We start from the raw sequence: 23,077 nt of genomic DNA, 5'->3' as shown, positions 1-23,077 counted from the left end.
GACCGCCGCTGCGTCAGCGGGCGGACGGTTCGGACGCCAAACTCGAGGCTCCGGACGCGAGCAGGCTGCTCTCCGGGGTGCCGAAGCGGAGGCCGCGGCGCTCCTTGCCGAGGGCGGTCAGGACGATCACCACGAGGAAGACCGGCACGATCGTCACCGCCAGCGCGAAGGGATAGCCGTGCGTGCTGGCTATGGACTCCTGGATCGGCAGGTTGAACGCCGCGAGGCAGTTGCCGAGCTGGTAGGTGACGCCCGGGTAGAACCCGCGGATCTCGTCGGGGCTCAGCTCGGTCAGGTGTGCCGGGATGACGCCCCAGGCGCCCTGCACCATGACCTGCATGAGGAACGAGCCGAGAACCAGCATGCCGACGGTGTGCGAGTAGGCGAAGAGCGGCACGATCGGCAGGCCCAGCGCGGCACAGAGGATGATCATCACCTTGCGCCCGTAGCGCTCGGAGAGCGCGCCGGCGGCGGCGCCGCCCGCGATCGCACCGACGTTGTAGATCACGGCGATCCACGACGCCGTGCTCTTGGCCAGACCCGCCCCGCCGTCGTCGGTGGCCTTGAGGAAGGTCGGGTAGACGTCCTGGGTGCCGTGGCTCATCCAGTTGAATGCCGTCATGAGCAGCACGAGGAAGATGAAGCGACGCCAGATGGCCCGGTTCCCGAGCAGCTGGCGCACCGAGGTGCTCGTCTGCCGCACGCGCTGGTCGGCCTCGCGCCAGACCTCGGACTCGACGACCCGCGAGCGGATGAAGAAGGTGATGGCGGCCGGGATGATCGAGAGCGCGAACATCCAGCGCCACGAGAGTCCCAGCCACGAGTTGACGACGAGGAACGCGAGCGAGGCGAGCAGGTAGCCCATCGAGTAGCCGCCCTGCAGGATGCCCGAGAAGAAGCCCCGGCGCTGGGTCGGCAGCTTCTCCATCGCGAGGGCTGCGCCGAGGCCCCACTCGCCCCCCATGCCGATGCCGTAGAGCATCCGCAGGACCATGAGCACGGCGAAGTTGGGCGCGAAGGCGCAGACGAAGCCGACGATGCTGTAGAACGCGACGCACGTCATGAGCGGGACGCGGCGACCGCGGCGGTCGGCCCAGAAGCCGAAGATGAAGGCGCCGACGGGCCGCATGATCAGCGTCATGGTGGTGATGAAGGCCATCTCGGGCAGGGACTTGTGGAAGTCCTTGGCGATGTCGGCGTAGATGAGAACGACGAGGAAGTAGTCGAACGCGTCCATCGCCCACCCCAGGTAGGCGGCGAGGAAGGAGTTGCGTTGGTCGGACGTGAGCCTCGTCCGGGTCGGAGCTGGTGCAGCCATCCGTGCCTCCCGGTGGTCAGGGGCCGGCGGGGTCTCCGTCGTGCCGGCTCGACCCCTCTACCCCTCAACCTGAGAAAACCCTGGCAATTTCGGCGGTCGCCGAGACTCTGGCTCGGCGCACGTCAGCTGAGCAGCTGGGTGAGTCCGACGTCGCCTCGCCTGCGGCGGCCACCGCGGATGTCGTAGGAGTCGAGGAGCAGCTCGGCGAGCTCACGCCGGTCGAGGAGGTCGACCAGCGCCCACATCGTGACGCGGAAGCGGAAGGTGTCGATCCGCACGAAGACGTCGCGGCGGTCGGCAAGCGCCTGCGCGGTGTCCATCTCGCCCGTCCACACCTGGACGAGCTCCCGCCCGTCGTCGTCGAGACGCAACCGCGCGAACGTATGCCGTCCGGCGCGCCAAGCGGGCAGCCCCTCGCCCGCGAGCGCGAGCTCCGCACCCGGCAGCCGTCCGGCCAGGTCGTCCACGTCGGCCCACGTCGTCATCGCTCCTCCTCCGAGGAGGCTAGACCGCAGACCTTGGCCACTCGACGGGTGCGGCCCCGCGAAGTGTGGCCTCTCGACGGTTCAGTCAGTGGAAGGTGACGGAGCTGCCGGCCCGCATGGCGGCGTAGGCGTCGGGGTCGGCCTCGAGGGCCGCGCGGCGCGCCTTGTGGCGGTAGCGCAGGATCTGCACGACGCCCAGGGCCCACACGGGGTACTGCACCGTCATCGCGGCCCGGAACGAGTCGACGTCCCAGGTCGAGGGGCCTCCGGGCGAGACCCGGTCGAGCACCACGCCGACCAGGGCCACCGCGGCCAGGGTGGCGATGAAGCCACCGGTGTTGACGATGCCCGAGGCGCTGCCGATCCGGGTGGGCGGGTTGAAGGTGCGGGCCACGTCGAAGCCGATCATCGAGCCGGGCCCGCCGACGGCGATCAGCACCACGAGCACGACGAGCAGCCACAGCGGCGCTCGGCCGGGCCAGAGCAGCACGACGGTCCACGCCGCGATCGCCGCGGCGACGATCCAGAGCACCAGGGTGCTGCGCGAGAAGGGGAAGCGCATCGTCAGCGTGCCGATGACCGGGCTGGAGACCACCGACGTCACGACCATCACCATCAGCATGATGCTGGCCGTCGACGACGGGAGCCCTTGTCCCGCAACGAGGAACGGGAAGCCCCACAGCATCGTGAACATGTTGGCGGCGAACTGCGACGTGAAGTGCGACCAGAGTCCCAGCCGCGTGCCCGGCACGAGCCACGCGGCCCGTAGCGTGCGGGCGATGGCACGCAGCTTCAGCTCGTCGCGGTGGTGGTCGACGTAGGGGCTGTCCTTGACGACGAGCACGAGCGCGACCCCGCTGAGCACGCCGACCGAGGCTGCGACGGCATACGACGGCGTCCACCCGAAGCGGCTCAGCGCCGCGGCCAGCGGGCCCGCCGCCGCCAGGGCACCGAGCTGGCCGAGGACACCGGTCAGCTGGGTCACCATGGGCGTGCGCCGCGGCGAGAACCACAGCGCGACGATGCGCAGCACCGAGATGAACACCATGGCGTCGCCCATGCCGAGCAGCACCCGGCACAGCAGGGCGGCCGGGAACGAGTGCACGAACGCGAAGCCGAACTGGGCCACGGTCAGCAGCGTCAGGCCGACCCCGAGCAGCTTCTTCGAGCCGTAGCGGTCGAGCAGCGCCCCGACCGGCAGCTGCATCGCGGCATACACGAACACCTGCAGGATCGTGAAGGTCGACAGCTGCGCGCTGCTGATGCCGAAGCGGTCGGCAGCCTCCAGCCCCGCCACACCGAGCGAGGTCCGGTGGAAGACCGCAAGGACGTAGACGGCGATGGCCGCCGCCCAGACCGCCCAGGCGCGGCGGCCGTCGAGCGCGTAGCGCTGGCCTGGCTGGGTGGTCGTCATCGGGTCGTTCTCGTCATCGGGTGGTGCTCGTCATCCGGTCGGTCGGCCCTCAGTTCGCGCCGGTCATCGGGATGTTCTTCGCGGGGGCCTTGGGCACGCAGTCGACGATCGCCTTGGCGACGGTCTTGCTCATGTCGGGCTGGAAGACGCTGGGGATGATGTAGTTCGGGTTGAGCTGCTCGTCCGTGACGACGGACGCAATGGCGTCCGCGGCCCTGATCAGCATCTCGGTGGTGACGTCGGTCGCGCGGGCGTCGAGCAGGCCGCGGAAGACGCCGGGGAACGCGAGGACGTTGTTGATCTGGTTCGGGTAGTCGCTGCGGCCCGAAGCCACGACGGTCGCCCGCTGGGTCGCCTCGTAGATGTCGACCTCGGGGTCGGGGTTGGCGAGCGCGAAGACGATGCGCCGGTCGGCCATCTCGTCGATCCACTCGGGCTGCAGAATGCGCGGGGCGCTCACGCCGATGAAGACGTCGGCGCCCTGGAGGCCGTCGCGCAGCGTGCCGGTGAGCCCGCGCGGGTTGGTCTTGGCGGCGAGCTCGCGCCAGGCCGGCGTCAGCGACTCGTCGGCCCGGTTGAGCAGGCCGGGCCGGTCCGAGACGGTGACGTCGATGGCGCCGGCCGCGAGCAGGAGCTGCACGATCGCCGAGCCGGCCGCGCCGCCGCCGGAGACGACGATCCGCGCGTCGGGCAGCTTCTTGTCGATGATCCGCAGCGCGTTCTTCAAGGCTGCGAGCACGACGATGGCCGTGCCGTGCTGGTCGTCGTGGAAGACGGGGATCGACAGGCGCTCGCGCAGCTTGGCCTCGATCTCGAAGCAGCGCGGCGCCGCGATGTCCTCGAGGTTGATGCCGCCGAAGCCGGGGGCGATGAGCTCCACCGTGCGCACGATCTCGTCGACGTCGGTCGTGTCGATGCAGATCGGCCACGCGTCGATGTCGGCGAAGCGCTTGAAGAGTGCAGCCTTGCCCTCCATGACCGGCAGCGCCGCCATCGGGCCGATGTCGCCGAGGCCGAGCACCGCCGAGCCGTCCGTCACCACGGCGACCGAGTTGCCCTTGATCGTCAGCTTCGGGACGTCCTCGGGGTGGTCTGCGAGCGCTTGGCTGACCCGGCCCACCCCGGGGGTGTAGGCCATCGCGAGGTCCTGGCGGTTGCGCAGGTTGACCTTGGACTCGACGGAGATCTTTCCGCCGAGGTGCAGCAGGAAGACGCGGTCGGAGACCTTGTGGACCCGCACCCCCTCGAGCGTCTCGACGGCGTCGACGACCTCGGTCGAGTGCTCGGCGTTGCTGGCCGAGCAGGTGAGGTCGATGACGAGGCGGTCCGGGTGCGAGTCGACGATGTCGAGGGCCGTCGTGATGCCGCCGCTCTCGGCGACCTTGACGGCCAGGGCCCCGATGACGGCGGGGTCGGTGCCGGCGTGGATCCGCATCGTGATCGAGTAGGAGGCAGTGGTGGCGCGGGCACGTTGGATCGACTCAGTCACGCCCTATATCGTCCCACGATCCGACATGTGCCCCGAACCCGTCCGAGGACCGATCAGTAACCTTCGTCGGCCGCGCCCTCGCCCGAGGCCGTATGCCGTCGCGCGAGCCCCGTGGTGGCCCACCCGAGCGCTCGCACGCGTTCCCCGTCGGCCCGGGCACGCGGCATACGACAATGACCGCGTGACGACGGACGGGGCGAGGGTGGGCGACGTGACGCTCACCCGGCCGGAGGGCCTGACGAGCTCCGAGGTGGCCGAGCGCGTCTCGCGGGGCGCGGTCAACCAGCTCTCCGAGCGCACCTCGCGCTCGCTCGGCGAGATCGTCCGCGCCAACGTGCTGACCCGCTTCAACGCCATCCTCGGCGCGCTCTTCGTCCTCGTCGTGGTCACGGGCTCGATCGCCGACGGGCTCTTCGGGCTCGTGCTGGTCGCGAACTCCGCCATCGGTGTCGTGCAGGAGTACCTCGCCAAGCGCAAGCTCGACCGGTTGGCACTGCTCAACGCCCCGACGACACGCCTCGTGCGCGACGGTGAGGTGAGGGTGGTGCCGACGAACCAGGTGGTGCAGGACGACCTCATCGAGCTGCGCACCGGCGACGAGGTGCCGGCCGACGGGACCCTCGTCGGCAGCGCCGGCCTCGAGCTGAACGAGGCGAACCTCACCGGGGAGTCCGACCCCGTGGCACACGGCGCCGGCGACGGCATCCTGTCGGGCACGAGCGTCGTCGCGGGATCGGGCCGCTACCACGCCAGCCGGGTCGGGGCCGAGGCCTACGTCAACCGGATCGCAGCTGACGCAAGGAAGTTCACGCGAACCCGCTCGGAGATTCAGGAGTCGATCAACACCCTGCTCAGGTACATCACCTGGGTCATCGTCGCGGCCCTGCCGATCGCGATCTGGTCGCAGTGGCGCACGGTCGGCGAGCGGGGCTGGCGCGAGGTCGTCATCCGCTCGACCGCCGGCGTCGTCGGCCTGGTGCCCGAGGGGCTCGTGCTGCTCACGTCGGTGGCGTTCCTGCTGTCGGCGGTGCAGCTGACCCGCCGCAACGTCCTCGTGCAACAGCTCCCGGCCGTGGAGGGCCTCGCGCGCGTCGACGTCGTGTGCATCGACAAGACCGGCACGCTGACGGCGGGCGAGATCGCCTTCGAGGAGGCACGCCCGCTCGCTGGGCAGGCCGCCGACGAGATCCGTTGTGCGCTGGGCGCCCTCGCTGACGATCCGAACGCCAACGGCACGCTGAAGGCCGTGGCGGCAGCTGTGGAGTCGCCCGGCTGGGAGCGCACGCGGACCATTCCCTTCAACTCGTCCCGCAAGTGGAGCGCGGCCTGCTTCGCCGAGCGCTCGACCTGGGTGCTCGGCGCTCCCGAGGTGCTGCTCGCGGTCGACCCCCAGCCCTCGTCGGCCGCCGTGCTGGGCGCGATCCAGGCGCAGGTCGCCGAGCTCGCCGCCTCCGGCCGTCGCGTCGTCCTCCTCGCACGAAGCGGGCAGCACCTCTCCGAGCCGACCCTGCCGTCCGACCTCGTGCCCGCAGCGCTCGTGACGCTGACCGAGCAGGTGCGCCCCGACGCGAGGGCGACGCTCACCTACTTCGCCGAGCAGGGCGTCGCCATCAAGGTGGTGTCGGGCGACAACCCCGTGACCGTCGCCGCCGTGGCGCGCGCCGTCGGGCTCGACGTCGGCGAGCCGGTCGATGCCCGGACCCTTCCCGACGACCAGCTCGCCCTGCGCGAGGCGCTCGCGACGCGCACGGTCTTCGGCCGCGTCACGCCCGAGCAGAAGCGCGCCTTCGTCCATGCCCTCCAGGCCGACGGGCACGTCGTCGCCATGACGGGTGACGGGGTCAACGACGCCCTCGCACTCAAGGACGCCGACATCGGCGTCGCCATGGGCAACGGCGCGCAGGCCACCAAGGCCGTCGCCGAGCTCGTCCTGCTCGACGGGAGGTTCTCCCACCTCCCGGATGTCCTCGCCGAGGGGCGGCGCGTCATCGGCAACGTCGAGCGCGTCGCCAACCTCTTCGTCGCCAAGAACGCGATGAGCCTCGTCGCGATCGTGGCCGCCGCCCTCATCGCCGTGCCGTTCCCGTTCCTGCCGCGGCACCTGACGCTCGTGTCCGCCGTGACGATCGGCATCCCGGCGTTCTTCCTCGCCCTCGGGCCGAACCGACGCCGCTACCTGCCCGGCTTCCTCGCTCGCATACTGCGCTTCGCCGTGCCGTCGGGAGCGGTCGCCGGTCTCGCGGTCATCGCCTCCTACCTGCTTGCCGGCAGCAGCTACGGCGTGCCGCGCAGCGAGTTCGCGGCCCGCTGCGGCATCGAGGCAGGCGCCCGGACGACGGCCGACGTCGCGTGCTGGCAGCCGGGCAGCGGCGCGACGCTGACGCTCCTGACTGTCTTCTTCTGGATCCTCGTCGTGCTGGCCCGGCCCTTCCGGCCCTGGAAGGCCGCGCTCGTGGCCGCGATGGTCGGTCTGGCGGTGCTCGCGTTCGTGCTGCCCACCCTCCGCCAGTTCTTCGACTTCGACGCGCCCGCCGCCCTGGTCCGGCAGTCGCTCGCCGTCGGGGCCCTGGGGGCGGGCATCGTCGAGGCGATCTACCGCACCTCGCCCACCGTCACGGCCGCCCACCACGTCCCCGACTGAGCCGCCGGGAAGCCGACCCATTCCACCCCATAGGGCACATTTCCGGTGGTAGTTTCCGCGGGCACGCTGTCGCAGGGACAGCTTCACAGAAACAGGGGGGACCTGCCGTGCGGCGGTCTGTCATCTCTGGGCTCTCCGCAGCCCTCGTCCTCACCTCGGCCGGCGTCGGTGGCGCCCTCTCGGCAGCAGCCGCTACCGCGGCAGTCCCGGCCGCGCCGGCCGCCACGACCGGCGTCGCCGACGGCGCCTACGTGTCGCTCGCCCCGGCCCGACTGCTGGACACCCGCGGGGGCTCGCTGGGCCGGCCTCTCAACGCCGGCGAGGTCTTCAACCTCAAGGTCAACGGCCGTGGTGGCCTGCCGTCGTCGGGCGTGCTCGCCGTCGTGCTCAACCTCACGGTCACCGGTCCCACCCGGGCGGGCAACATCGTGGCCTACCCCAAGGGCGCCGCTGTCCCGAACGCCTCGAGCGTCAACTTCGTCGGCGGCGACAGCCGCGCCAACCTCGTGACGGTGCCGGTCAGCAGCGACGGCTGGGTCAGCATCCGCAACGCGGTCGGCCAGACCAACGTCATCGCCGACGTGCAGGGCTACTACGTCGGGTCCACGACAACCCGGCCCGCCGGTGCCGTCGACTACTTCACCGACGACCCGTGGCGCGTCCTCGACACCCGCACGGCCGACGACGCCCCGGCGCTCAACCCGCAGACCTATCGCACGACGTCCATCGACTACGGCACCGGCACGGCCGACATCGCCGCGCTCGCCATCAACGTCACGGCGGTCCGCCCCGCGGACAAGGGCTTCCTCGTCGCCTGGAACAGCGACGAGAACGCCATCCCGGACACCTCCAACCTGAACTTCGCCAAGGGACAGACGACGTCCAACATGGTCATCGTCCCGGTGACGCACCGCCTGGACCCCGACGGCACGCCCCTGATCGACTTCGCCGTCGGCAACTCGAGCGCCGGCACGGTCGACGTCGTCGTCGACGTTGTGGGCGTCTACGCCAAGGGTGACGGCCTGCGCTTCCGCAGCGCCGGCGTCCCCAAGCGCATCGTCGACACGCGCTCGGGCCTGGGCACGACCACGCTCGGCCCCACGACGACCCGCACGGTCACGGCACCGAGCACGGTCGCCAACTCCCGCACCGTCGCCCTCGTGACCAATGCGACCGCCGTGAACCCGACCGCGGCCACCTTCGTCACCATGTGGGAGAACGGCGTCGCCCGCTCGTCCGCGAGCAACCTGAACCCGGCTGCCGGCCAGACGGTCGCCAACATGGCGATGGTCGGGCTCAGCGCGGCGTACAAGTTCAACATCTACAACAACGCCGGCACGACCAACGTCCTCGTCGACGTCGCCGGCCGCTTCGACATCTCGCCCAACGTCCCGACCGGCACCTCGGCCGGCTTCTCGACGCGCACGGCGGGCAAGTCCGCCACCTCGCAGGTGGCGCCGCTGCGCTGACGCGAGCGGCTGCCCATGACGGGCGGGCATCCCTGCATCGGCGGGGGTGCCCGCCTTCGTCGTGAGCGGTCACGGGTCACCGTGGACGCGCCGTACACTGGACGCGCACAGGGATCCGGCGTGGCCTGATGGGCGGGTAGGCGCGCACCCACTGTCGCGCACCCCGCGACCACCCCGGAGCTGCCCGTGTCACCCCTCGCCTCGTACCGCCACCTCTTCGGCCTGACCGGCCGCACCTACATCGTCGTGGCGTTCCTCGCCCGGCTGCCCCTCGCGATGAGCCAGCTGGGCACCCTGCTGCTCGTCTCCTCGGCCACCGGCAGCTACGGCGCGGGTGGCGCCTGCGCCGGCGCCCTTGCCGTCGCGAACGCGGTCGGGGCACCGTTCTGGGGCGCGCGCGCCGACCGGCTCGGACAGCGACGCGTCGTCGCGGTCCAGTCGCTGGCGGGGGCTGCCGGGCTCGTCGCCGTCCTACTCGTCGTGGGCACGGGCCTGCCATGGGGTGTCGCCGCCGTGGCGAGTGCGGTGGCGGGACTGCTGCTGCCGCAGATCGGCCCGCTGGCGCGGGTGCGGTGGCGCCCCATCACCGCCGCGACCGGCGCGCGCCAGCACCGGCTGGTCGACGCAGCCTTCTCCTACGAGGGCGCCGCGGACGAGGCGTCCTTCGTGCTCGGGCCGGCCCTCGTGGGTCTCGGCGTGTCCCTCGCAAGCCCGACCGCCGCCCTGGCGCTTGCGGCCGCCGGCCTCGCCGTGTTCGGGACGTGGTTCGCCCTGCACGAGACCGCGGCACTGACGCACGCCGCGACCTCGGCAGGCAGCGAGCCCCCCGGCCGGCTGCTGACCCCCGCGCTCGTCGTGCTCTGCGTCGCCCAGCTGGTCGTCGGCACGGTCTTCGGCTCGGTACAGACCGGCACGTCGGTGCTGGCCACCGCCGCCGGCTCCCCGGGTCTGACGGGGTACTTCCACGCCCTGCTCGGGGTCGGCAGCGTCATCGCCGGCCTCGCGGTCGCCGCCCTGCCTGCGTCCTTCGCCCTGCCGTCGCGGCTGCGGTGGTTCGCCGTCGGCCTGCTCGTGCTCTCGGCGCCGCTGCTGCTCGTCGGCTCCCTGCCCGCTCTCGTCCCGGTGCTTCTGGTCCTGGGCTGCACCGTCGCGCCCTACATGATCACCACCTTCACGCTGGCCGAGCGGGTCACGCCAGCCGCGCGAACGGGCGCGGCCATGACCGTCCTCGCTGCTGCCACCGGCCTCGGATATGCCGTGGGCGCGGCAGCCGCTGGACGGCTCGCCGACTGGGGCGGGCACACCCCCGCGTATGCCGTCACGGTCGCCGCCGGGGCGGCCGCGGTCCTCCTGTCGTGGGGCTGGCGGCACGTGCTGCAGCAAGCGCAGCCACACGGGACGACTGACACCGTGTCGGCGACCTAACAGCCCAAACCACTGCAGACGCGGTCAATCGAAACTAGTGGCAGCAATTTCACCGAAACCGCGTACAGCGGTCGACACGTTCATTAGTGTCGCTTCTGTAACACCCCCCACGGCTGGCACGCACCCCCCCATCCGCACCAGCCTCGAAGGAGCCCGTCCTGCGCGCGCAGGTGGGCTCCTTCGCCTTTTGTGCAACCTGTCCTGGCTGGGCGTCTCGGGCCGCAGACGGCGGCTGCCCTGATCCCGGCTCCGCGGCGCCGGCACGGAGAAGGCCCCGCCTCCCGCGACGAACGCAGGTGACGGGGCCTCGTGCCGAGCCGCTTGTCGGAATCGAACCGACGACCTATTCATTACGAGTGAATCGCTCTGGCCGACTGAGCTAAAGCGGCTGGTCGTGACCATCGCGGCGAACGCGACCGGACACGGAGGTTGAGTATACGCATGACCTCGACGGGAGAAAAATCGCGGCGAGAGGTCGCCTCCGGGCCCACGCGACGCCTCCCACGGGGCGTGCGATGAGCGCGAGGAAGGCCTCGCCACCCCCGCCGCCTTGGCTCCGGGGAGAGCCGTGAGACGGACCGACCACCGGACCTGGAGGACCACGTGAGCGACGCGCAGACCCCGACGATGCAGGCGATGACCTACGACACCCACGGAGGTCCGGAGGTGCGGGTCCGCGCCGAGCAGCCGCGGCCGAACGGTGTGGACGCGGTCGCCGGCCTCGTGGGCGGGGTGCTCGACGTGACGCACACGGCGCTGGCCGACGGCGGCCGTCACGGCTCGATCTCCGACGGCTCGGTCACCGAAGCCGGCGACCACGTCTCGGTGTCGTCGTCGTCGCGCATGACCGCGTGCATCGCCGACCACACGAGGCAGGTGCCGTCACCGTCGTCGAGCGCGGAGTACTGTGCCTCCCCCACCTCCGGCCACGACTCCTCGTAGAGGAGGACCGCGCCCAGTGCCGTCACGGCCCAGCCCTCCCTCAGGAGCGGGATGCCGTCGGCGTCGCTCGGGAGTGGCTTGCGGTCGAGCCGGCCGAGGAGGTCCAGCAGCTCCCTGCGGGCCGCACCGCCGTGGTCTCCGGGATCGCAGTCGCCCTGGTCGACGCACTCCTTCAGGTGGCAGGGGAGGTGCCGAGCGCGCCGGAAACGGCGGCCACACCTGCTGTCACGGCGCCACCCGCCGACGGCCCGGAACCCGGTGCATGGGTGGGCGCGACGGCCAGCAGGAGGACCGCGAGGATCGCGGGCGAGGCGAGGGCCGGGCGCCTTCGGCTCAGCAGGTCGTGTCGTCGGCCGGCGCCGTCCCCAGGAGCAGGTACCCGTCCACGGCGGAGTCCACGCACGGGTTGCCAGCGTAGTAGGTGCCGTGACCGTTGTGGTCCGACGTGACCAGAACGCCCGAGGCGAGGTCCTCCGCGAGCTGTTTCGTGCCGCCGATCGGCGTCGCCGGGTCGCGCTCGTTGCCGATGACGAGGATGGGGTCGGCCCCCACCGCGAGCTTGCTGCCCTTGGGGGTGCGTCCGGCGGTGGGCCACGTGCGGCAGTTGTCGTAGATCTCGCCGGTCATCCGCGCCCACAGGGGGTGGCCGGCCTTGGCCCTCTTCTGCTCTGCGGCCAGCGCCGGGTCGTTCGTCGACCGCGGCCAGTCCGCACACCGCACCGGGATCATGGCCTGCAGGTAGGTCGTGGGAGAGTAGGCACCGCTGACGCTGCGCTCGACGACCGACATGCCCTTGGCGAGGAGGATGTCGCCCTGGCCGGTGAACGCCTGGGCCAGGCCCTTGTTGAGCGTCGGCCACGAGGTGTCCGAGTAGAGGCACATGAAGATCGAGAAGCCGACCCAGCCCTCGCCGATGCGGGTGAGGCCCGGCTTGCTCGTGGTCAGGCCATGCTTGTCGACGGCGTCGAGCAGGTCGACGATCTTCTGTCGCGCGCTGCCCTTGTCGCTGCCGAGGGCGCAGTCGGTGCGTTTGACGCACCAGTCGATGAAGGCGTCGATCGAGGACTCGAAGCCCTGGATGTCGTAGGTCATCTCCTGCTCGTCGGTCTGGTTGGGCGACAAGGCGGAGTCGAGGACCATCCGGCCGACCTTCTTCGGGAAGGTGTCGGCATAGGTGGCGCCGAGGAAGGTGCCGTAGGAGCCGCCGAAGAAGTTCAGCTTCTCATCGTGCAGCAGCACCCGCATGATGTCCATGTCCCGGGCGACCTCGGCAGTGCTCAGGTGCATCGCCCGCTCGCCGCCACGCGCAGCGCACCGCTTCGTCACCCCGTCGACGTCGGCGAGCAGCTGGGAGCGCTCGGCCGCCGAGTCGGGCGTCGGGTCGTCGCTGAAGAGCAGGTCCATGTCGGAGTCGGTCAGGCACCGCACCGGGCTCGACGCGCCGATGCCCCTGGGGTCGAAGCCCACGATGTCGTATGCCGCCAGCACCGCGGGCGAGAAGACGAACGACGCATACTGGGCGTACTCCACCCCCGATCCGCCGGGACCGCCCGGATTGATCACGAGCGAGCCGAGCCGCTTGGCCGGGTCGCTGGCGGGCACCTTGCGCAGCGCCAGCGTGAAACGGTCACCGGTCGGCTTGGCGTAGTCGACGGGCACCTGCATCGTCGTGCACTCGTGCTTGGCGTTGTCGGAGCACGGGGACCAGCCCAGCTGCTGGGTGTAGTAGGCGGCCAGCGCGGCCGGGTAGTCACCAGCAGCCGTTGCGCCCGGTGAGGTCGGGGAGGCGGGCGACGGCGACGACGGGCCCACAGCCACCGTGCCTGGCAGCCGCGGCTGGGCCACGGGCGGCGGGTCGACGATGCGCCACACGGCCAGGACGACGGCAGCGACGACGGCGACGACGGCGACGGCCGCGAGCACCGCCCGCAACGGCGAATGCGCCGGCTTCGCCGCCGCGGACCCGCCGGGCGGCGCCGGCGTGTCCCCACCGGCACCGGGGGCAGGCGGCGGGTAGGTGGACGGCAGGGCGGCATACCCCGCAGGGGCCTCGGGCAGGTCGTCGGCGTGCGGGTCCTCGTTCAGCACGTGAGTCCGTCCTTCGGCACGCGCCCCTGCACGTAGTAGGCGTCGATGGCGCTGTCGACGCACGTGTTGCTGCGACCGTAGGCGGTGTGGCCGTCGCCGTCGAACGAGACGAGCACGGCGTTGTCGAGCTGGTCGCGCAGCCGCTTGGACCACTCGTAGATCGTCGCGGGGTCGCGGGTGGTGCCGACGACCACGATGGGGTTGCTGCCGCGCGCGCTGATCTTGTGCGGTCCCTCGGCCGACCTCACGGGCCACACCCCGCAGGGCAGGGCGCCCCACGCGAGGTTGGCGCCCCACGTCGGGGCCTTGGCCGAGAAGTCCTTGGCGTACTGCTCGTAGGCCGACAGGTCGGGGCTGTCGGGGCGGTCGAGGCAGTTGACGGCGTAGATCGACTCCATCAGGTTGCCCTGGTAGCCCCCGCCGGGGCGGCGGTCGGCGTACGCGTCGGCCAGCTGCATAAGGCTCGCGCCGTTGCCGGCCTTCGCCGCGTTGAGCGCGTCGGTGAGGATGCCCCACGACCCCTGGTCGTAGAGGGCGACGGCGACGCCGAGACGCGCCCAGCCCTCGGTCAGCTGCGGGGCGCTCGGGTCGCCGGTGGGCAGCGGATGGCGGTCCACCTCGGAGAAGAACGCGTCGAGGCCCTTCAGGGCTGCCTCGGGTGTGTCCCCGAGCGGGCAGTCCTCCTTGACACAGTCCTCGACGTAGGCCTCGGTCGCGATCTGGAAGCCACGGGCCTGGCCCTCGCCCAGCTCGGCGCTCGTCAGGTCGGGCGGCACGACGCCGTCGAGGACGACACGGCCGACGCGCTGCGGGAAGAGGTCTGCGTAGGTCGAGCCGAGGAACGTGCCGTAGGACTTGCCGAGGTAGTTCAGCTGGGGGTCACCGACGGCGGCGCGCAGGATGTCCATGTCACGCGCGGCGTCCGCGGTGGACAGGTGTTGCACCAGGTCCGGGTTGTCGGCCGCGCACCCGTCGGCCATGGCCTTGGACTCGGTCATCAGGGCCTGCTCCTCGGCCTTGGTGTCCGGCGTCGGGTCGGCAGCCAGGAAGCGGTCGAGCGCCTTGTCGTCGAGGCAGTCGATGGGGTCCGAGCTCGCGACCCCGCGCGGGTCGAAGCCGACCAGGTCGTAGTAGCGCCGCACCTCGGGGCCGCCGATCGTCTCGGCGCCGGCCCGGACATAGTCGATGCCGGACGCGCCGGGCCCGCCGGGGTTGACGAGCAGTGAGCCGAGCCGGTTGTCCTGGTCGAGGGCCTTGACCCTGGCCACCTTGATGGTGAGGTCCTTGGCGGGGTCGGGAGCGAAGTGGTCGAGCGGGACCCGAAGGTCGGCGCACTCGAGGCTGCCGCACCTCGTCCAGTTCAGCTTCTGCGAGTAGTAGGGCGCGAGCGCCTGCGTGGGGGCCGCCGTCGCGGCCGGAAGGCCGGAGCGACTGGGCGGGGTCACGGGCGGCTCGCTCGTCGTGCACGCCCCCGTGGCCAGCAGCACCGCGAGGGTCGCCGCCATGGCGGACAGGGCGCGACCGATGGCGGCAGGACGTGACGTCATGGCGGAAACGGTAACCGGTGGACCTGTACTCTTCCGCCGCCGTCCCGGGTCGTGACCGCATCGAGCCCTGACCGCGCCGGTCAGATGCCGAGGTCGCGCGGCACCCGCAGCTGCAGCGCCATCGCCTCGAGCGCGAGCAGCGGCGAGACGTTGGCGTTGATCCGTTCACGCGCCTCGTTGATGGCATCCATCGCGGCCAGCAGCTGCTCCGGGCCGAGGGCGCCGGCCAGCGCGCGGACCTTGTCGACGGCGTCCGGGTTGACGAGGTCGACGTCGGAGCGCAGGCGCAGCACGAGCGCGTCGCGGTAGATCGACGTGAGGTCGACGAGGGCCCGGTCGACGACGTCCCGGGCCGCGCGGGTGGCGCGGGTCTTCTGCTCCCGCTCGAGCGCTGCGACCTGCGACCGGATGTGCGGCGGCTGGGTGCGCGCGCTCGGGTCGGCACCGAGCGTCTCCATCAGGCGGGCCCGCTCAGCGGCGTCACGCTCGGCGCTCGAGGCCGTCGACTCCTCCTCGGCGATCTGCGCGAGGTCGGCGGCCGCGCCGATCGCGTCGCCCACGCCGAGGATCCTCGTGGCCATGGCGATGACGTCGCGACGGCGGATTCGGGCCTGCTCGTCGCGCGCCAGCCGGCGCGCGAGGCCGATGTGCGACTGCGCGGCGCGGGCGGCATACAGGGCCATCGCGGCGTCGACGCCGTCGCGGCGCTGGAGCAGCTCCGCGACGGCCTCGACCGGGGGTGTGCGGAGCCGGACGTGGCGTGACCGGGAGCGGATCGTGACGATGACGTCCTCGAGGCTCGGCGCGCAGAGCATCCAGACCGTGCGCGGCGTCGGCTCCTCGAGCGCCTTGAGGAGCGCGTCGGCCGGAGCATCGGTGTAGGCGGTGAGGCGGTCGGCGTCCTCGATGATGATGATGCGCCAGCGGCCGACCGACGGGCGCAGCGCGGCCTCCTGGACGAGTGCGCGGGCCTCGGCGACCTTGATCGAGAGGCCCTCCGTGGCCACGACCTTGACGTCCGCGTGGCTGCCGTCGAGGGCGGTGCGGCACTCGCGGCACTGCCCGCAGCCGCCCTGGGGACACTGCAGCGCGGCGGCGAAGGCCCGGGCGGCCGTCGAGCGCCCGGAGCCGGGGGGCCCCGTGAAGAGCCAGGCGTGCGTCATCGCCGACTCGTCGCTCACGGCCCGCGACAGGGTCTCGATCGTGGGCTCCTGCCCGACGAGGTCGTCCCAGACGGTCATCGGCGCAGCGCCACGACGCGGTCCAGGCCGGTGATGACGGCTGCGTGCAGGCGCTCGACCGGCTCGCTCGCGTCGAGGACGAGGTAGCGCTCGGGGTCGGCGGCGGCCAGCTCGAGGTACCCGCGCCGGACCGCGGCATGGAAGGCGTCGGCCTCGGACTCGAGGCGGTCGTGGACGTCGCCGCGCCGCTCGCGGCCGACCTCGGGCGAGACGTCGAGGACGATCGTCAGGTCGGGCAGCAGGCCGCCGACGGCCCAGTGCTGCAGGTCGGTGATCTCGTCACGGCCGAGCTCGCGGCCGGCGCCCTGGTAGGTGATGGAGCTGTCGACGTAGCGGTCCGTGATCACGACGCGCCCCTCGGAGAGCGCCGGCTTGATCAGCTGGTCGACGTGGTGGGCCTTGTCGGCGGCGAACAGCAGCGCTTCGGCGCGCGCCGCCACGTGCTCGCCGTGCAGCAGGAGCTCGCGGATGCGGGCCCCGAGCGGCGTGCCACCCGGCTGACGGGTCACGAGGACGTCGCGGCCCTTGCCCTCGAGCGCCTCGGCGAGCAGGCGCACCTGGGTGGACTTGCCAGCCCCGTCACCGCCCTCGAAGCACACGAACAGGCCGGGGGCGGTGTCGACTCGGCGGGTCGCGGCTGCGAGGTTCTCCGTCACGTCCCGAGCCTATGCGACCCCACCGTCACCACAGACGCCCGAACTGCCGCCCTCTCCCCGCAACACACCGAGCAGGTCACAACCCACCGGGATCGGATCGCGGTGGGTTGTGACCTGCTCGGTGTGTTTCGCTGGTGGGACGGGCGCATCAGCGGCGGGCGAGCAGCTCCTCGGCGATCTGGACCGCGTTGAGGGCCGCACCCTTGCGCAGGTTGTCGCCGACCACGAAGAGCACGAGCCCCTTGTTCTCGGGAGCGGCCTGGTCGGCGCGCACGCGGCCGACGAAGACCTCGTCGCGCCCGGCGGCGTCGAGCGGGTTGGGCACGTCGGTGACCACGACACCGGGAGCCTTGCCCAGCAGCTCGAGCGCCTCGTCCGGCGTGATGTCGCCCTCGAACTGCGCGTGGATGGCGAGGCTGTGACCGGTGAAGACCGGCACGCGCACGCACGTGCCCGAGACACGGAGGTCGGGGATGTGCAGGATCTTGCGCGACTCGTTGCGCAGCTTCTGCTCCTCGTCGGTCTCGAGGGAGCCGTCGTCGACGATCGACCCCGCGAGGGGCACGACGTTGAAGGCGACCGGGACGGCATACACCGTCGGGTCGGGGACGGCCACCGCGCGCCCGTCGAGCGCCAGCCCGGCCGGGTCGCCCGCGGCATACGCCCCGCGCAGCTGGCCGTCGAGCTCGCGAACGCCCACCCCGCCGGAGCCGCTCACGGCCTGGTAGCTCGAGACGTGCAGCCGCACGAGCCCGGCCCTCTCGTGCAGGGGCTTCAGCACGGGCATCGCGGCCATCGTCGTGCAGTTGGGGTTGGCGACGATCCCCTTGGGGATGTCGTCGAGGTCGGCGGCGTTGACCTCGGAGACCACGAGCGGCACCTCGGGGTCCTTGCGCCACGCGCTCGAGTTGTCGATGACCGTGGCGCCGGCCGCCGCCACCTTCGGCGCGAGCTCGCGCGACGCGGCGCCACCGTTGGAGAAGAGGGCCATGTCGATCCCGGAGAAGTCGGCCGTGGCCGAGTCCTCGACGGTGACGTCCTCACCCTTGAACGACAACGTCGTTCCGGCCGAGCGCGCCGACGCGAAGAACCGCACCTGCGTGACGGGGAAGTCGCGCTCCTCGAGGAGCGCACGCATGACCCCGCCGACCTGACCCGTTGCACCGAAGACACCAACTCGCATACGGAAAGGCTACGGCGGGGGAGGTCGCCCTCCCCCGCCGCGTTCACCTGTCGGTCAGCCGTGTCGGTCGGCGTTGGCGTGGATGGCGTCGTGGACGTATGCCGCGAGGCCGGGCGCCAGGTCCTCGTACGTCTTCGTGAAGCGCGGGTCGGCGACGTACATGTCGGCGAGGCCCCGGTGGAAGTCGTGGGTGAGGTCGTAGAAGCGGTCCTGGATGTGGCGGCGATGCTGCTCGGCGGCGTCCATGGCGGGCCCGCTCGTGGCAGGCTCCCCCGACCGGAGGGCCGCGACGAAGGCCGCGTTCACCGCGTCGGCCTCCACCTTGACCTGCTCCCAGTCGGACCTGGTGTAGCGGCTGGTGCGCGACTGCGACTGCTTCCACGCGTCACTGTCACCCCAGCGCTCCTGCGCCTCCTGCGCGTACTCGTCGCTGAAGCCGTCGCCGAAGAGCTCCTTGAGGTCCTCGGTCCGGGCGGGTTGGTCGTTCATCTCTCTCTCCAGTGCTCGGTCGATGGCCGCGACGATGCTGCGAAGCTCGTCGAGCCGGGTCGTGACCGCGTCACGCTGACGCCGCAGGTGGTCGGCGGCGCCCTCGCCGCTGGCGAGCAGGGTCGCGATCTGGTCCAGCGGCATCTCCAGCCGCCGGTAGACCACGACCTGCTGCAGTCGCACGAGGTCCTCGTCGGTGTAGAGCCGGTAGCCGGCCCTCGAGCGCTCGCTCGGCACGAGAAGCCCGATCTCGTCGTAGTGGTGCAGGGTTCGCACCGTCACGCCGAGGAGGTCGGCGACCTGGCCCACCGTCCAGGTGGTCATCTGCTGCGTCCTTCCGGTCATGGATCGAGCGTCCTGCCTGACGTCGCGTGAGGGTCAAGGGCCGCGAGGTCCCACGGTATGCCGCCCCTAGAGTGAGCCGCGTGTACCGCCGCCTCGCGCTCGTCCGCCGACCCTCCCCGCGTCTCGCGGAGGGCATCGTCACGCACATCGAGCGCTCGGGCTCGGTGGACGGCGAGCTTGCCCTGCGCCAGTGGCAGGAGTACGTCGACGTGCTGCGTCGCCGGGGCTGGGACGTCGTCGAGGCCGCGCCAGCGGACGACTGTCCCGACGGCGTCTTCATCGAGGACCAGGTGGTCGTGCACGGGGACGTCGCGCTGCTGTGCCGGTCGGGGGCTGCCGAGCGCCGGGCCGAGCGGGTGGGCGTGCGTGAGGCCTTGGAGGCGCACGGCTACCGCACCGTCGAGATGGAGGCTCCGGGCACGATGGACGGCGGGGACGTGCTCAAGCACGGGCACGTCGTGTGGGTCGGCGTCGGCGGCCGCACCAACCTCGCCGGCGTCGAGCAGCTGCGCCGCGCCCTGGAGGGCCATCGGCTAAAGGTCGTCCCGGTGCCGGTGTCGAAGGTGCTGCACCTGAAGTCGGCAGTGACCGCGCTGCCCGACGGGACGGTCCTCGGCTACCCGCCGCTCGTCGACGACCCGTCGGTGTGGAGCGAGTTCCTCGCCGTGCCAGAGGAATCGGGCGCCCACGTCGTGCTGCTCGGTGGCATGTCGCTGCTCATGTCGGCGTCCGCGCCACGGACGGCGCAGCGGCTCGCGGCCCGCGGGCACGACGTCACGACGGTCGACATCTCCGAGTTCGAGAAGCTCGAGGGGTGCGTCACGTGCCTGTCCGTGCGGCTCCGCGGCTGACCGTTCGACGGGGTCGGGCGCGCCGGGCGCTGTTGGAGTCGCCAAGTAGCTGAGCGACCTTCCGCCTTCTCCATCTGGACACCGATCCACCTCGGCCTCCTTGCGTATGCCGTGTGGCAGGAGTTGCCCACCAACGCTGTTCGCGAGCGGGTGCGGAGCACCGGGTGGCTCGCCGCAGCCTCGATGGTGCTCAACGCGGCGTGGCTGCTCGCGACCCAGCAAGGCTGGATCTGGACCGGCGGACGGTCATCCGCCACCGCATCGCGTCGGCCCTGCCCGCCCTGAGGCCGCCACTGGCGATCCGGCGCCGGTCACGATCGGTGACGGCGTCCTCGTCTGCGGCGACCACGGCGACACCGCCTCGATCCAGGGCGCCCTGGTGTCAGGCCAGCGCGCGGCCGAGACGGTCAACGCGCACCCGTGACCCACCGCGGATCAGGCCACGAAAAAACGTCGCCCGGGCTGCATCCCGGGAGGTCAGGTCCTCGGAAGAAGGGGCAGACGGCATACGACGCCGTCGCTGCCCGCTGCCGTCTTCGCGGTGCTCGGCGTCCTGCCGTTGGTCGTGCTGGCCCAGATCGGCGTCATCATCTGCGTGGGCGTCCTGCTCGACACCCTTGTCGTGCGAATCCTGCTCGTGCCCGCCATCGCGGTCGTCCTCGGCGACCGGTTCGGGTGGCCCCGTCACACGCATCCGGAGCCGGCGACCACCGACGGTGAAGTGCCCGTCTCGACGAAGCCCGAGCCGGTGACGACCGGCCTCGGCAAAGGCTAGACAAAGCCTTGACGACGCCCGGTCGATCCCGTTCAATCGAGGCAGTCGAACCTTCGACAAACCATAGACACTCGGGGACTGACAAAGGAGTCGCGCATGAAGGTCTTCCCGATCGCCGCCGCAGCCGTCCTGGCCTCCACCGCCGTCCTGGCCACGGCCGGATCGGCCTCCGCCACCCAGGACACGGCCTGCATGCAGGCAGGCATCTCCACACTCCGGTCCGCAGGCCTGCTCACGACGGTGGCCAAGAACGGCGTGCCCCTGGACTACGCCGTACAGAAGCTCGGCGTGACGGTTCGTCCCGGCAAGGAAGGCCTCGTCAGCAGCGTGCCCAACCCCGTGCCGTTCAGTGTCCTGCTCGCCGACCACCGCGCCGGGAGCAACAGCATCTTCATCTACCCCTGGTGCTGATGTCGCCTCAGGTGGGCATCTGCTCGTCGAGGACACAACCCCTGCCCTGACCGTTCCCCTCGGGCGGTCGGGCAGCCCGAGGGCCGTGAGCCGGACTCCCTTCCGGCGCGCGGCCCTCACCCCTCCTCGCCGCTGACCCCCCTTGGTCGGCGGCACGCGCCCCTCAGCCGGTCCACTCCTCGCGGAGCAGGGCCCAGGTGTTGTCGTCGAGCCAGGTGCCGTCCTTGCCCAGCGACTTCGCGCGCAGCGTGGCCTCGTGCCGCATCCCGATGCGTCGCAGCACCCGGTTGGAGGGGACGTTGTCGGCGTAGGCGTCCGCGGTGATCCGGCGCAGTCCCAGGTCGCGGAAGCCGATGACGAGCAGCTCCGCGGCGGCCTCCGCGGCCAGTCCCCGGCCGTGCACGTCGGGATGCAGCACGTAGCCGATCGTCCCCTCCCACTCGTCCGTAGGCGTCCTCGCGATCCGATGGCTCCGCTCGAGCCGGAGCATGACGTCACCGACGAGGCGACCGGTCCGGCGCTCCTCGACCGCGAGCGCCAGCATCGGCTCGGCCGCTCCGGGCATCCCACGCTCGACGCGCTGGGCTATGCGGGTCTGCACCTCCTCACGGCTCAGGACGTCGTGGCTCAGGTGCACGACGACCTCCGGCCGGCCGCGGATGGCGAGGACCGCCTCGACGTCATCCAGCGTGAGCGGCCGCAGAGCCAGCCGGTCCGTGTGCCGCGGCCAGACGAGCCTCGAGGGGTCCGGCGCCGCCACTAGCGCCACCCCTGCTCGTCGACGCCACCGGGCACGTCGCCCGCCGGGTCGTAGGGCGTACGCGTGAAGCGGAACGATGCGAGGTCCAGGTGTGACGGCGCGCCGTCCGGCCCGCGCACGACGCGCAGCGGTTCGCCCGTGTAGTAGCCGTCCAGCCCGACCCACTCGTCGGGCCCCACCAGGCCGAAGCGCGAACCGCGCGCCTGGCCGGGCTCACCGAGGACGAGGTGCTCGCCGACCATCCTGGCCGTCGACACGGAGGGGCCCCAGTGCCACGTGCCGACCAGGTCGAGGAGCGACGGGTCGCCGACGGCGTGCCAGGGCTCGGGCTCCCGCGGCTCGCGCTCGACGAATGCCGCGAGCAGCTCGGAAGCCAGCGTGACCGGCCCGAGGCCGCTCGTGGTGTTCGTCAGGACGACGGCCCCGTCACCGCTCTCGACGTCGACGCGCAGCCCGGCGAGGAAGCCCGGCATCGAGCCGCCGTGGCCGGCATACCTCCTGCCCTCGACGTTCCACACCTGCCAGCCCAGGCCGTGCGCGGTCGTCCACGGCTGGCCCGGGTCGTCGTTGACGGTGTGTGGCTCGTACATCTCGGCGAGCGTGTCGGCGGACAGGAGCCCGGCGGTGTCACCCCCGGCGAAGGCGGCCCACCGGGCGAGGTCCGACGCCGTGGTCCACAGCTGGCCCGCAGGGGCCATGGAGCCCGCGTCGTGCTCGGGCTCGGGCAGGAGCACGTCGGCGAAGGGATGCACCGCGAGCCCCTGTGCTGCTCGGCCGCTGGGGCGGGTGGTCGTCCGCGTCATGCCGAGCGGCACGAGCAGGTCGCGGCGCACGACCTCGAACCAGTCGGTGCCGTGCGCCCGGGCCACGAGCTCGCCGAGCGCCGCGAAGCCGACGTTGCTGTAGTGGAAGCGCCGGCCGGCGCGGAAGCGCTGCCCGACGAGCGAGCGGGCCAGCGTCTCCCAGTCGACGCCCGCGGTCCGCTCCCACCACGGCCCCTCCGTCTCGGCCTGCAGCCCGGCTCCGTGCGAGAGCAGCTGCGCGATCGTGGCGCCGCCGAGGGGCGTGCCGGACACGTGGTCCTCGAACCGGTCGAGCAGGTCGAGGCGCCCGGCGTCGCGCAGGCGCATCACCGCCACGGCCACGAAGGTCTTCGTGATGGAGCCCATCCGGTACTGCGTCTCCGTGTCCGCGGGCTCTCCCCCAGCACGACCGTCGAGCGTGCCGATGGCGTCGGACCAGACCACGGCGCCGTCGCGCACGACGGCGGCCGCCAGGGACGGCAGGCGACCGCGGCGCTGCTCCGTCGCGAGCAGGTGGTGCAGGTGGCGTGCACTGCCGGCCTCGACGCGGGTATGCGTGCCAGTGTCCGTATGCGTGCCGGTCTGCGTCTCGGGTTCCGTGCCGGGGTCGGTGCTCACGCGCGCCAGCCTAGGAGGCGCGTCCGTGGCGTGGTGGAGGCCACCCCGGCAGGATGGAACGGCGGCCCCACGGTCGCCCCGCATCGGATATCTTGACATCAAGATTTATTCGGGGTCCTCGAAGACT

19 protein-coding genes, 1 tRNA gene and 1 pseudogene are annotated in these 23,077 nt (G+C 71.8%); 8 read left to right on the top strand and 13 right to left on the bottom strand.

Going from position 1 to position 23,077, the window contains the following annotated elements:
* Positions 1 to 13: 13 nt before the first annotated feature.
* From AC3WRT_RS17345 to AC3WRT_RS17330, 4 genes are all read right to left on the bottom strand, one after another.
* A complete protein-coding gene (locus tag AC3WRT_RS17345; protein ID WP_492724139.1) occupies positions 14 to 1,318 on the bottom strand; it encodes an MFS transporter in 1,305 nt (434 codons plus the stop codon).
* 122 nt (positions 1,319 to 1,440) lie between these two features.
* On the bottom strand, positions 1,441 to 1,803 hold the full coding sequence (locus tag AC3WRT_RS17340; protein WP_492724137.1) for an MmcQ/YjbR family DNA-binding protein: 363 nt from the start codon (positions 1,801 to 1,803) through the stop codon (positions 1,441 to 1,443).
* A gap of 85 nt (positions 1,804 to 1,888) precedes the next feature.
* A complete protein-coding gene (locus tag AC3WRT_RS17335) occupies positions 1,889 to 3,217 on the bottom strand; it encodes an MFS transporter (RefSeq protein ID WP_492724136.1) in 1,329 nt (442 codons plus the stop codon).
* A gap of 49 nt (positions 3,218 to 3,266) precedes the next feature.
* The gene (locus AC3WRT_RS17330) at positions 3,267 to 4,706 is read right to left on the bottom strand and encodes an NAD-dependent malic enzyme (RefSeq protein WP_492724134.1); all 1,440 of its coding nucleotides are present in this window, start codon (positions 4,704 to 4,706) and stop codon (positions 3,267 to 3,269) included.
* Between the two features lie 181 nt (positions 4,707 to 4,887).
* Between AC3WRT_RS17330 and AC3WRT_RS17325 the strand changes: the two genes are divergently transcribed.
* The 3 genes from AC3WRT_RS17325 (at position 4,888) to AC3WRT_RS17315 (ending at position 10,241) form a co-directional block, all read left to right on the top strand.
* Positions 4,888 to 7,347 (top strand): HAD-IC family P-type ATPase, encoded by a 2,460-nt coding sequence (locus AC3WRT_RS17325; protein ID WP_492724132.1) that lies wholly within the window; start codon positions 4,888 to 4,890, stop codon positions 7,345 to 7,347.
* Between the two features lie 107 nt (positions 7,348 to 7,454).
* Positions 7,455 to 8,816 carry a hypothetical protein gene (locus AC3WRT_RS17320; protein WP_492724131.1) on the top strand — a complete coding sequence of 454 codons (1,362 nt, stop codon included), beginning with the start codon at positions 7,455 to 7,457 and terminating at the stop codon, positions 8,814 to 8,816.
* Between the two features lie 186 nt (positions 8,817 to 9,002).
* The gene (locus tag AC3WRT_RS17315) at positions 9,003 to 10,241 is read left to right on the top strand and encodes an MFS transporter (protein ID WP_492724129.1); all 1,239 of its coding nucleotides are present in this window, start codon (positions 9,003 to 9,005) and stop codon (positions 10,239 to 10,241) included.
* 315 nt (positions 10,242 to 10,556) lie between these two features.
* Here AC3WRT_RS17315 and AC3WRT_RS17310 read toward each other — a convergent pair.
* Positions 10,557 to 10,630 (bottom strand) — tRNA-Thr (locus AC3WRT_RS17310).
* 214 nt (positions 10,631 to 10,844) lie between these two features.
* Between AC3WRT_RS17310 and AC3WRT_RS17305 the strand changes: the two genes are divergently transcribed.
* A complete protein-coding gene (locus AC3WRT_RS17305) occupies positions 10,845 to 11,183 on the top strand; it encodes a hypothetical protein (RefSeq protein ID WP_492724127.1) in 339 nt (112 codons plus the stop codon).
* A 333-nt stretch (positions 11,184 to 11,516) separates the two neighbouring features.
* On the opposite strand, the gene AC3WRT_RS17300 is transcribed toward AC3WRT_RS17305, so the two are convergent.
* From AC3WRT_RS17300 to AC3WRT_RS17275, 6 genes are all read right to left on the bottom strand, one after another.
* Complete coding sequence (locus tag AC3WRT_RS17300) at positions 11,517 to 13,271, bottom strand: alpha/beta hydrolase (protein ID WP_492724125.1); 1,755 nt, start codon at positions 13,269 to 13,271, stop codon at positions 11,517 to 11,519.
* On the bottom strand, positions 13,265 to 14,818 hold the full coding sequence (locus AC3WRT_RS17295) for an alpha/beta hydrolase (protein ID WP_492724123.1): 1,554 nt from the start codon (positions 14,816 to 14,818) through the stop codon (positions 13,265 to 13,267). Before AC3WRT_RS17295 ends, AC3WRT_RS17300 begins: the two co-directional genes overlap by 7 nt.
* An 80-nt stretch (positions 14,819 to 14,898) precedes the next feature.
* Positions 14,899 to 16,059: a DNA polymerase III subunit delta' gene (locus AC3WRT_RS17290; protein WP_492724121.1), complete on the bottom strand. Its 1,161-nt coding sequence runs from the start codon at positions 16,057 to 16,059 to the stop codon at positions 14,899 to 14,901.
* Positions 16,056 to 16,715: a dTMP kinase gene (gene tmk, locus AC3WRT_RS17285; protein WP_492724119.1), complete on the bottom strand. Its 660-nt coding sequence runs from the start codon at positions 16,713 to 16,715 to the stop codon at positions 16,056 to 16,058. The genes AC3WRT_RS17290 and tmk overlap by 4 nt, the downstream gene beginning before the upstream one ends.
* Before the next feature lie 148 nt (positions 16,716 to 16,863).
* Positions 16,864 to 17,898, bottom strand: a complete 1,035-nt coding sequence (locus AC3WRT_RS17280) for an aspartate-semialdehyde dehydrogenase (protein WP_492724117.1) — start codon at positions 17,896 to 17,898, stop codon at positions 16,864 to 16,866.
* Between the two features lie 54 nt (positions 17,899 to 17,952).
* The gene (locus AC3WRT_RS17275; protein WP_492724115.1) at positions 17,953 to 18,732 is read right to left on the bottom strand and encodes a MerR family transcriptional regulator; all 780 of its coding nucleotides are present in this window, start codon (positions 18,730 to 18,732) and stop codon (positions 17,953 to 17,955) included.
* 80 nt (positions 18,733 to 18,812) lie between these two features.
* Between AC3WRT_RS17275 and ddaH the strand changes: the two genes are divergently transcribed.
* The 4 genes and pseudogenes from ddaH to AC3WRT_RS17255 all read left to right on the top strand — a co-directional run bounded on the left by ddaH (position 18,813) and on the right by AC3WRT_RS17255 (position 20,769).
* Entirely contained in the window at positions 18,813 to 19,583 is a 771-nt protein-coding gene (ddaH, locus tag AC3WRT_RS17270) for a dimethylargininase (protein WP_492724113.1), read from the top strand.
* Positions 19,584 to 19,694: 111 nt separating this feature from the next.
* Entirely contained in the window at positions 19,695 to 19,868 is a 174-nt protein-coding gene (locus tag AC3WRT_RS17265; RefSeq protein WP_492724112.1) for a hypothetical protein, read from the top strand.
* Positions 19,869 to 20,103: 235 nt separating this feature from the next.
* Positions 20,104 to 20,358: pseudogene (locus AC3WRT_RS17260) on the top strand (MMPL family transporter); the annotation flags it as partial.
* A gap of 96 nt (positions 20,359 to 20,454) precedes the next feature.
* Positions 20,455 to 20,769: a hypothetical protein gene (locus AC3WRT_RS17255; RefSeq protein ID WP_492724110.1), complete on the top strand. Its 315-nt coding sequence runs from the start codon at positions 20,455 to 20,457 to the stop codon at positions 20,767 to 20,769.
* 163 nt (positions 20,770 to 20,932) lie between these two features.
* Here AC3WRT_RS17255 and AC3WRT_RS17250 read toward each other — a convergent pair whose 3' ends face one another.
* Together AC3WRT_RS17250 and AC3WRT_RS17245 are read right to left on the bottom strand one after the other, a co-directional pair.
* Positions 20,933 to 21,538 (bottom strand): GNAT family N-acetyltransferase, encoded by a 606-nt coding sequence (locus AC3WRT_RS17250; RefSeq protein WP_492724108.1) that lies wholly within the window; start codon positions 21,536 to 21,538, stop codon positions 20,933 to 20,935.
* Positions 21,529 to 22,950, bottom strand: a complete 1,422-nt coding sequence (locus tag AC3WRT_RS17245; protein WP_492724107.1) for a serine hydrolase domain-containing protein — start codon at positions 22,948 to 22,950, stop codon at positions 21,529 to 21,531. The genes AC3WRT_RS17250 and AC3WRT_RS17245 overlap by 10 nt, the downstream gene beginning before the upstream one ends.
* Positions 22,951 to 23,077: the final 127 nt, after the last annotated feature.

Source organism: Terrabacter sp. FW104-15G4B, assembly GCF_058790095.1.
Note: the sequence above shows the minus strand (reverse complement) of the source record. Positions and strands in the feature narration are given on the sequence as shown.

Coding starts and splice junctions, on each gene's coding strand:
- AC3WRT_RS17340 (WP_492724137.1), bottom strand. CDS start 1,803: ATGACGACGTGGGCCGACGTGGACGACCTGGCCGGACGGCTGCCGGGT.
- AC3WRT_RS17335 (WP_492724136.1), bottom strand. CDS start 3,217: ATGACGACCACCCAGCCAGGCCAGCGCTACGCGCTCGACGGCCGCCGC.
- AC3WRT_RS17290 (WP_492724121.1), bottom strand. CDS start 16,059: ATGACCGTCTGGGACGACCTCGTCGGGCAGGAGCCCACGATCGAGACC.
- AC3WRT_RS17255 (WP_492724110.1), top strand. CDS start 20,455: ATGAAGGTCTTCCCGATCGCCGCCGCAGCCGTCCTGGCCTCCACCGCC.
- AC3WRT_RS17345 (WP_492724139.1), bottom strand. CDS start 1,318: ATGGCTGCACCAGCTCCGACCCGGACGAGGCTCACGTCCGACCAACGC.
- AC3WRT_RS17295 (WP_492724123.1), bottom strand. CDS start 14,818: ATGACGTCACGTCCTGCCGCCATCGGTCGCGCCCTGTCCGCCATGGCG.
- AC3WRT_RS17275 (WP_492724115.1), bottom strand. CDS start 18,732: ATGACCGGAAGGACGCAGCAGATGACCACCTGGACGGTGGGCCAGGTC.
- AC3WRT_RS17280 (WP_492724117.1), bottom strand. CDS start 17,898: ATGCGAGTTGGTGTCTTCGGTGCAACGGGTCAGGTCGGCGGGGTCATG.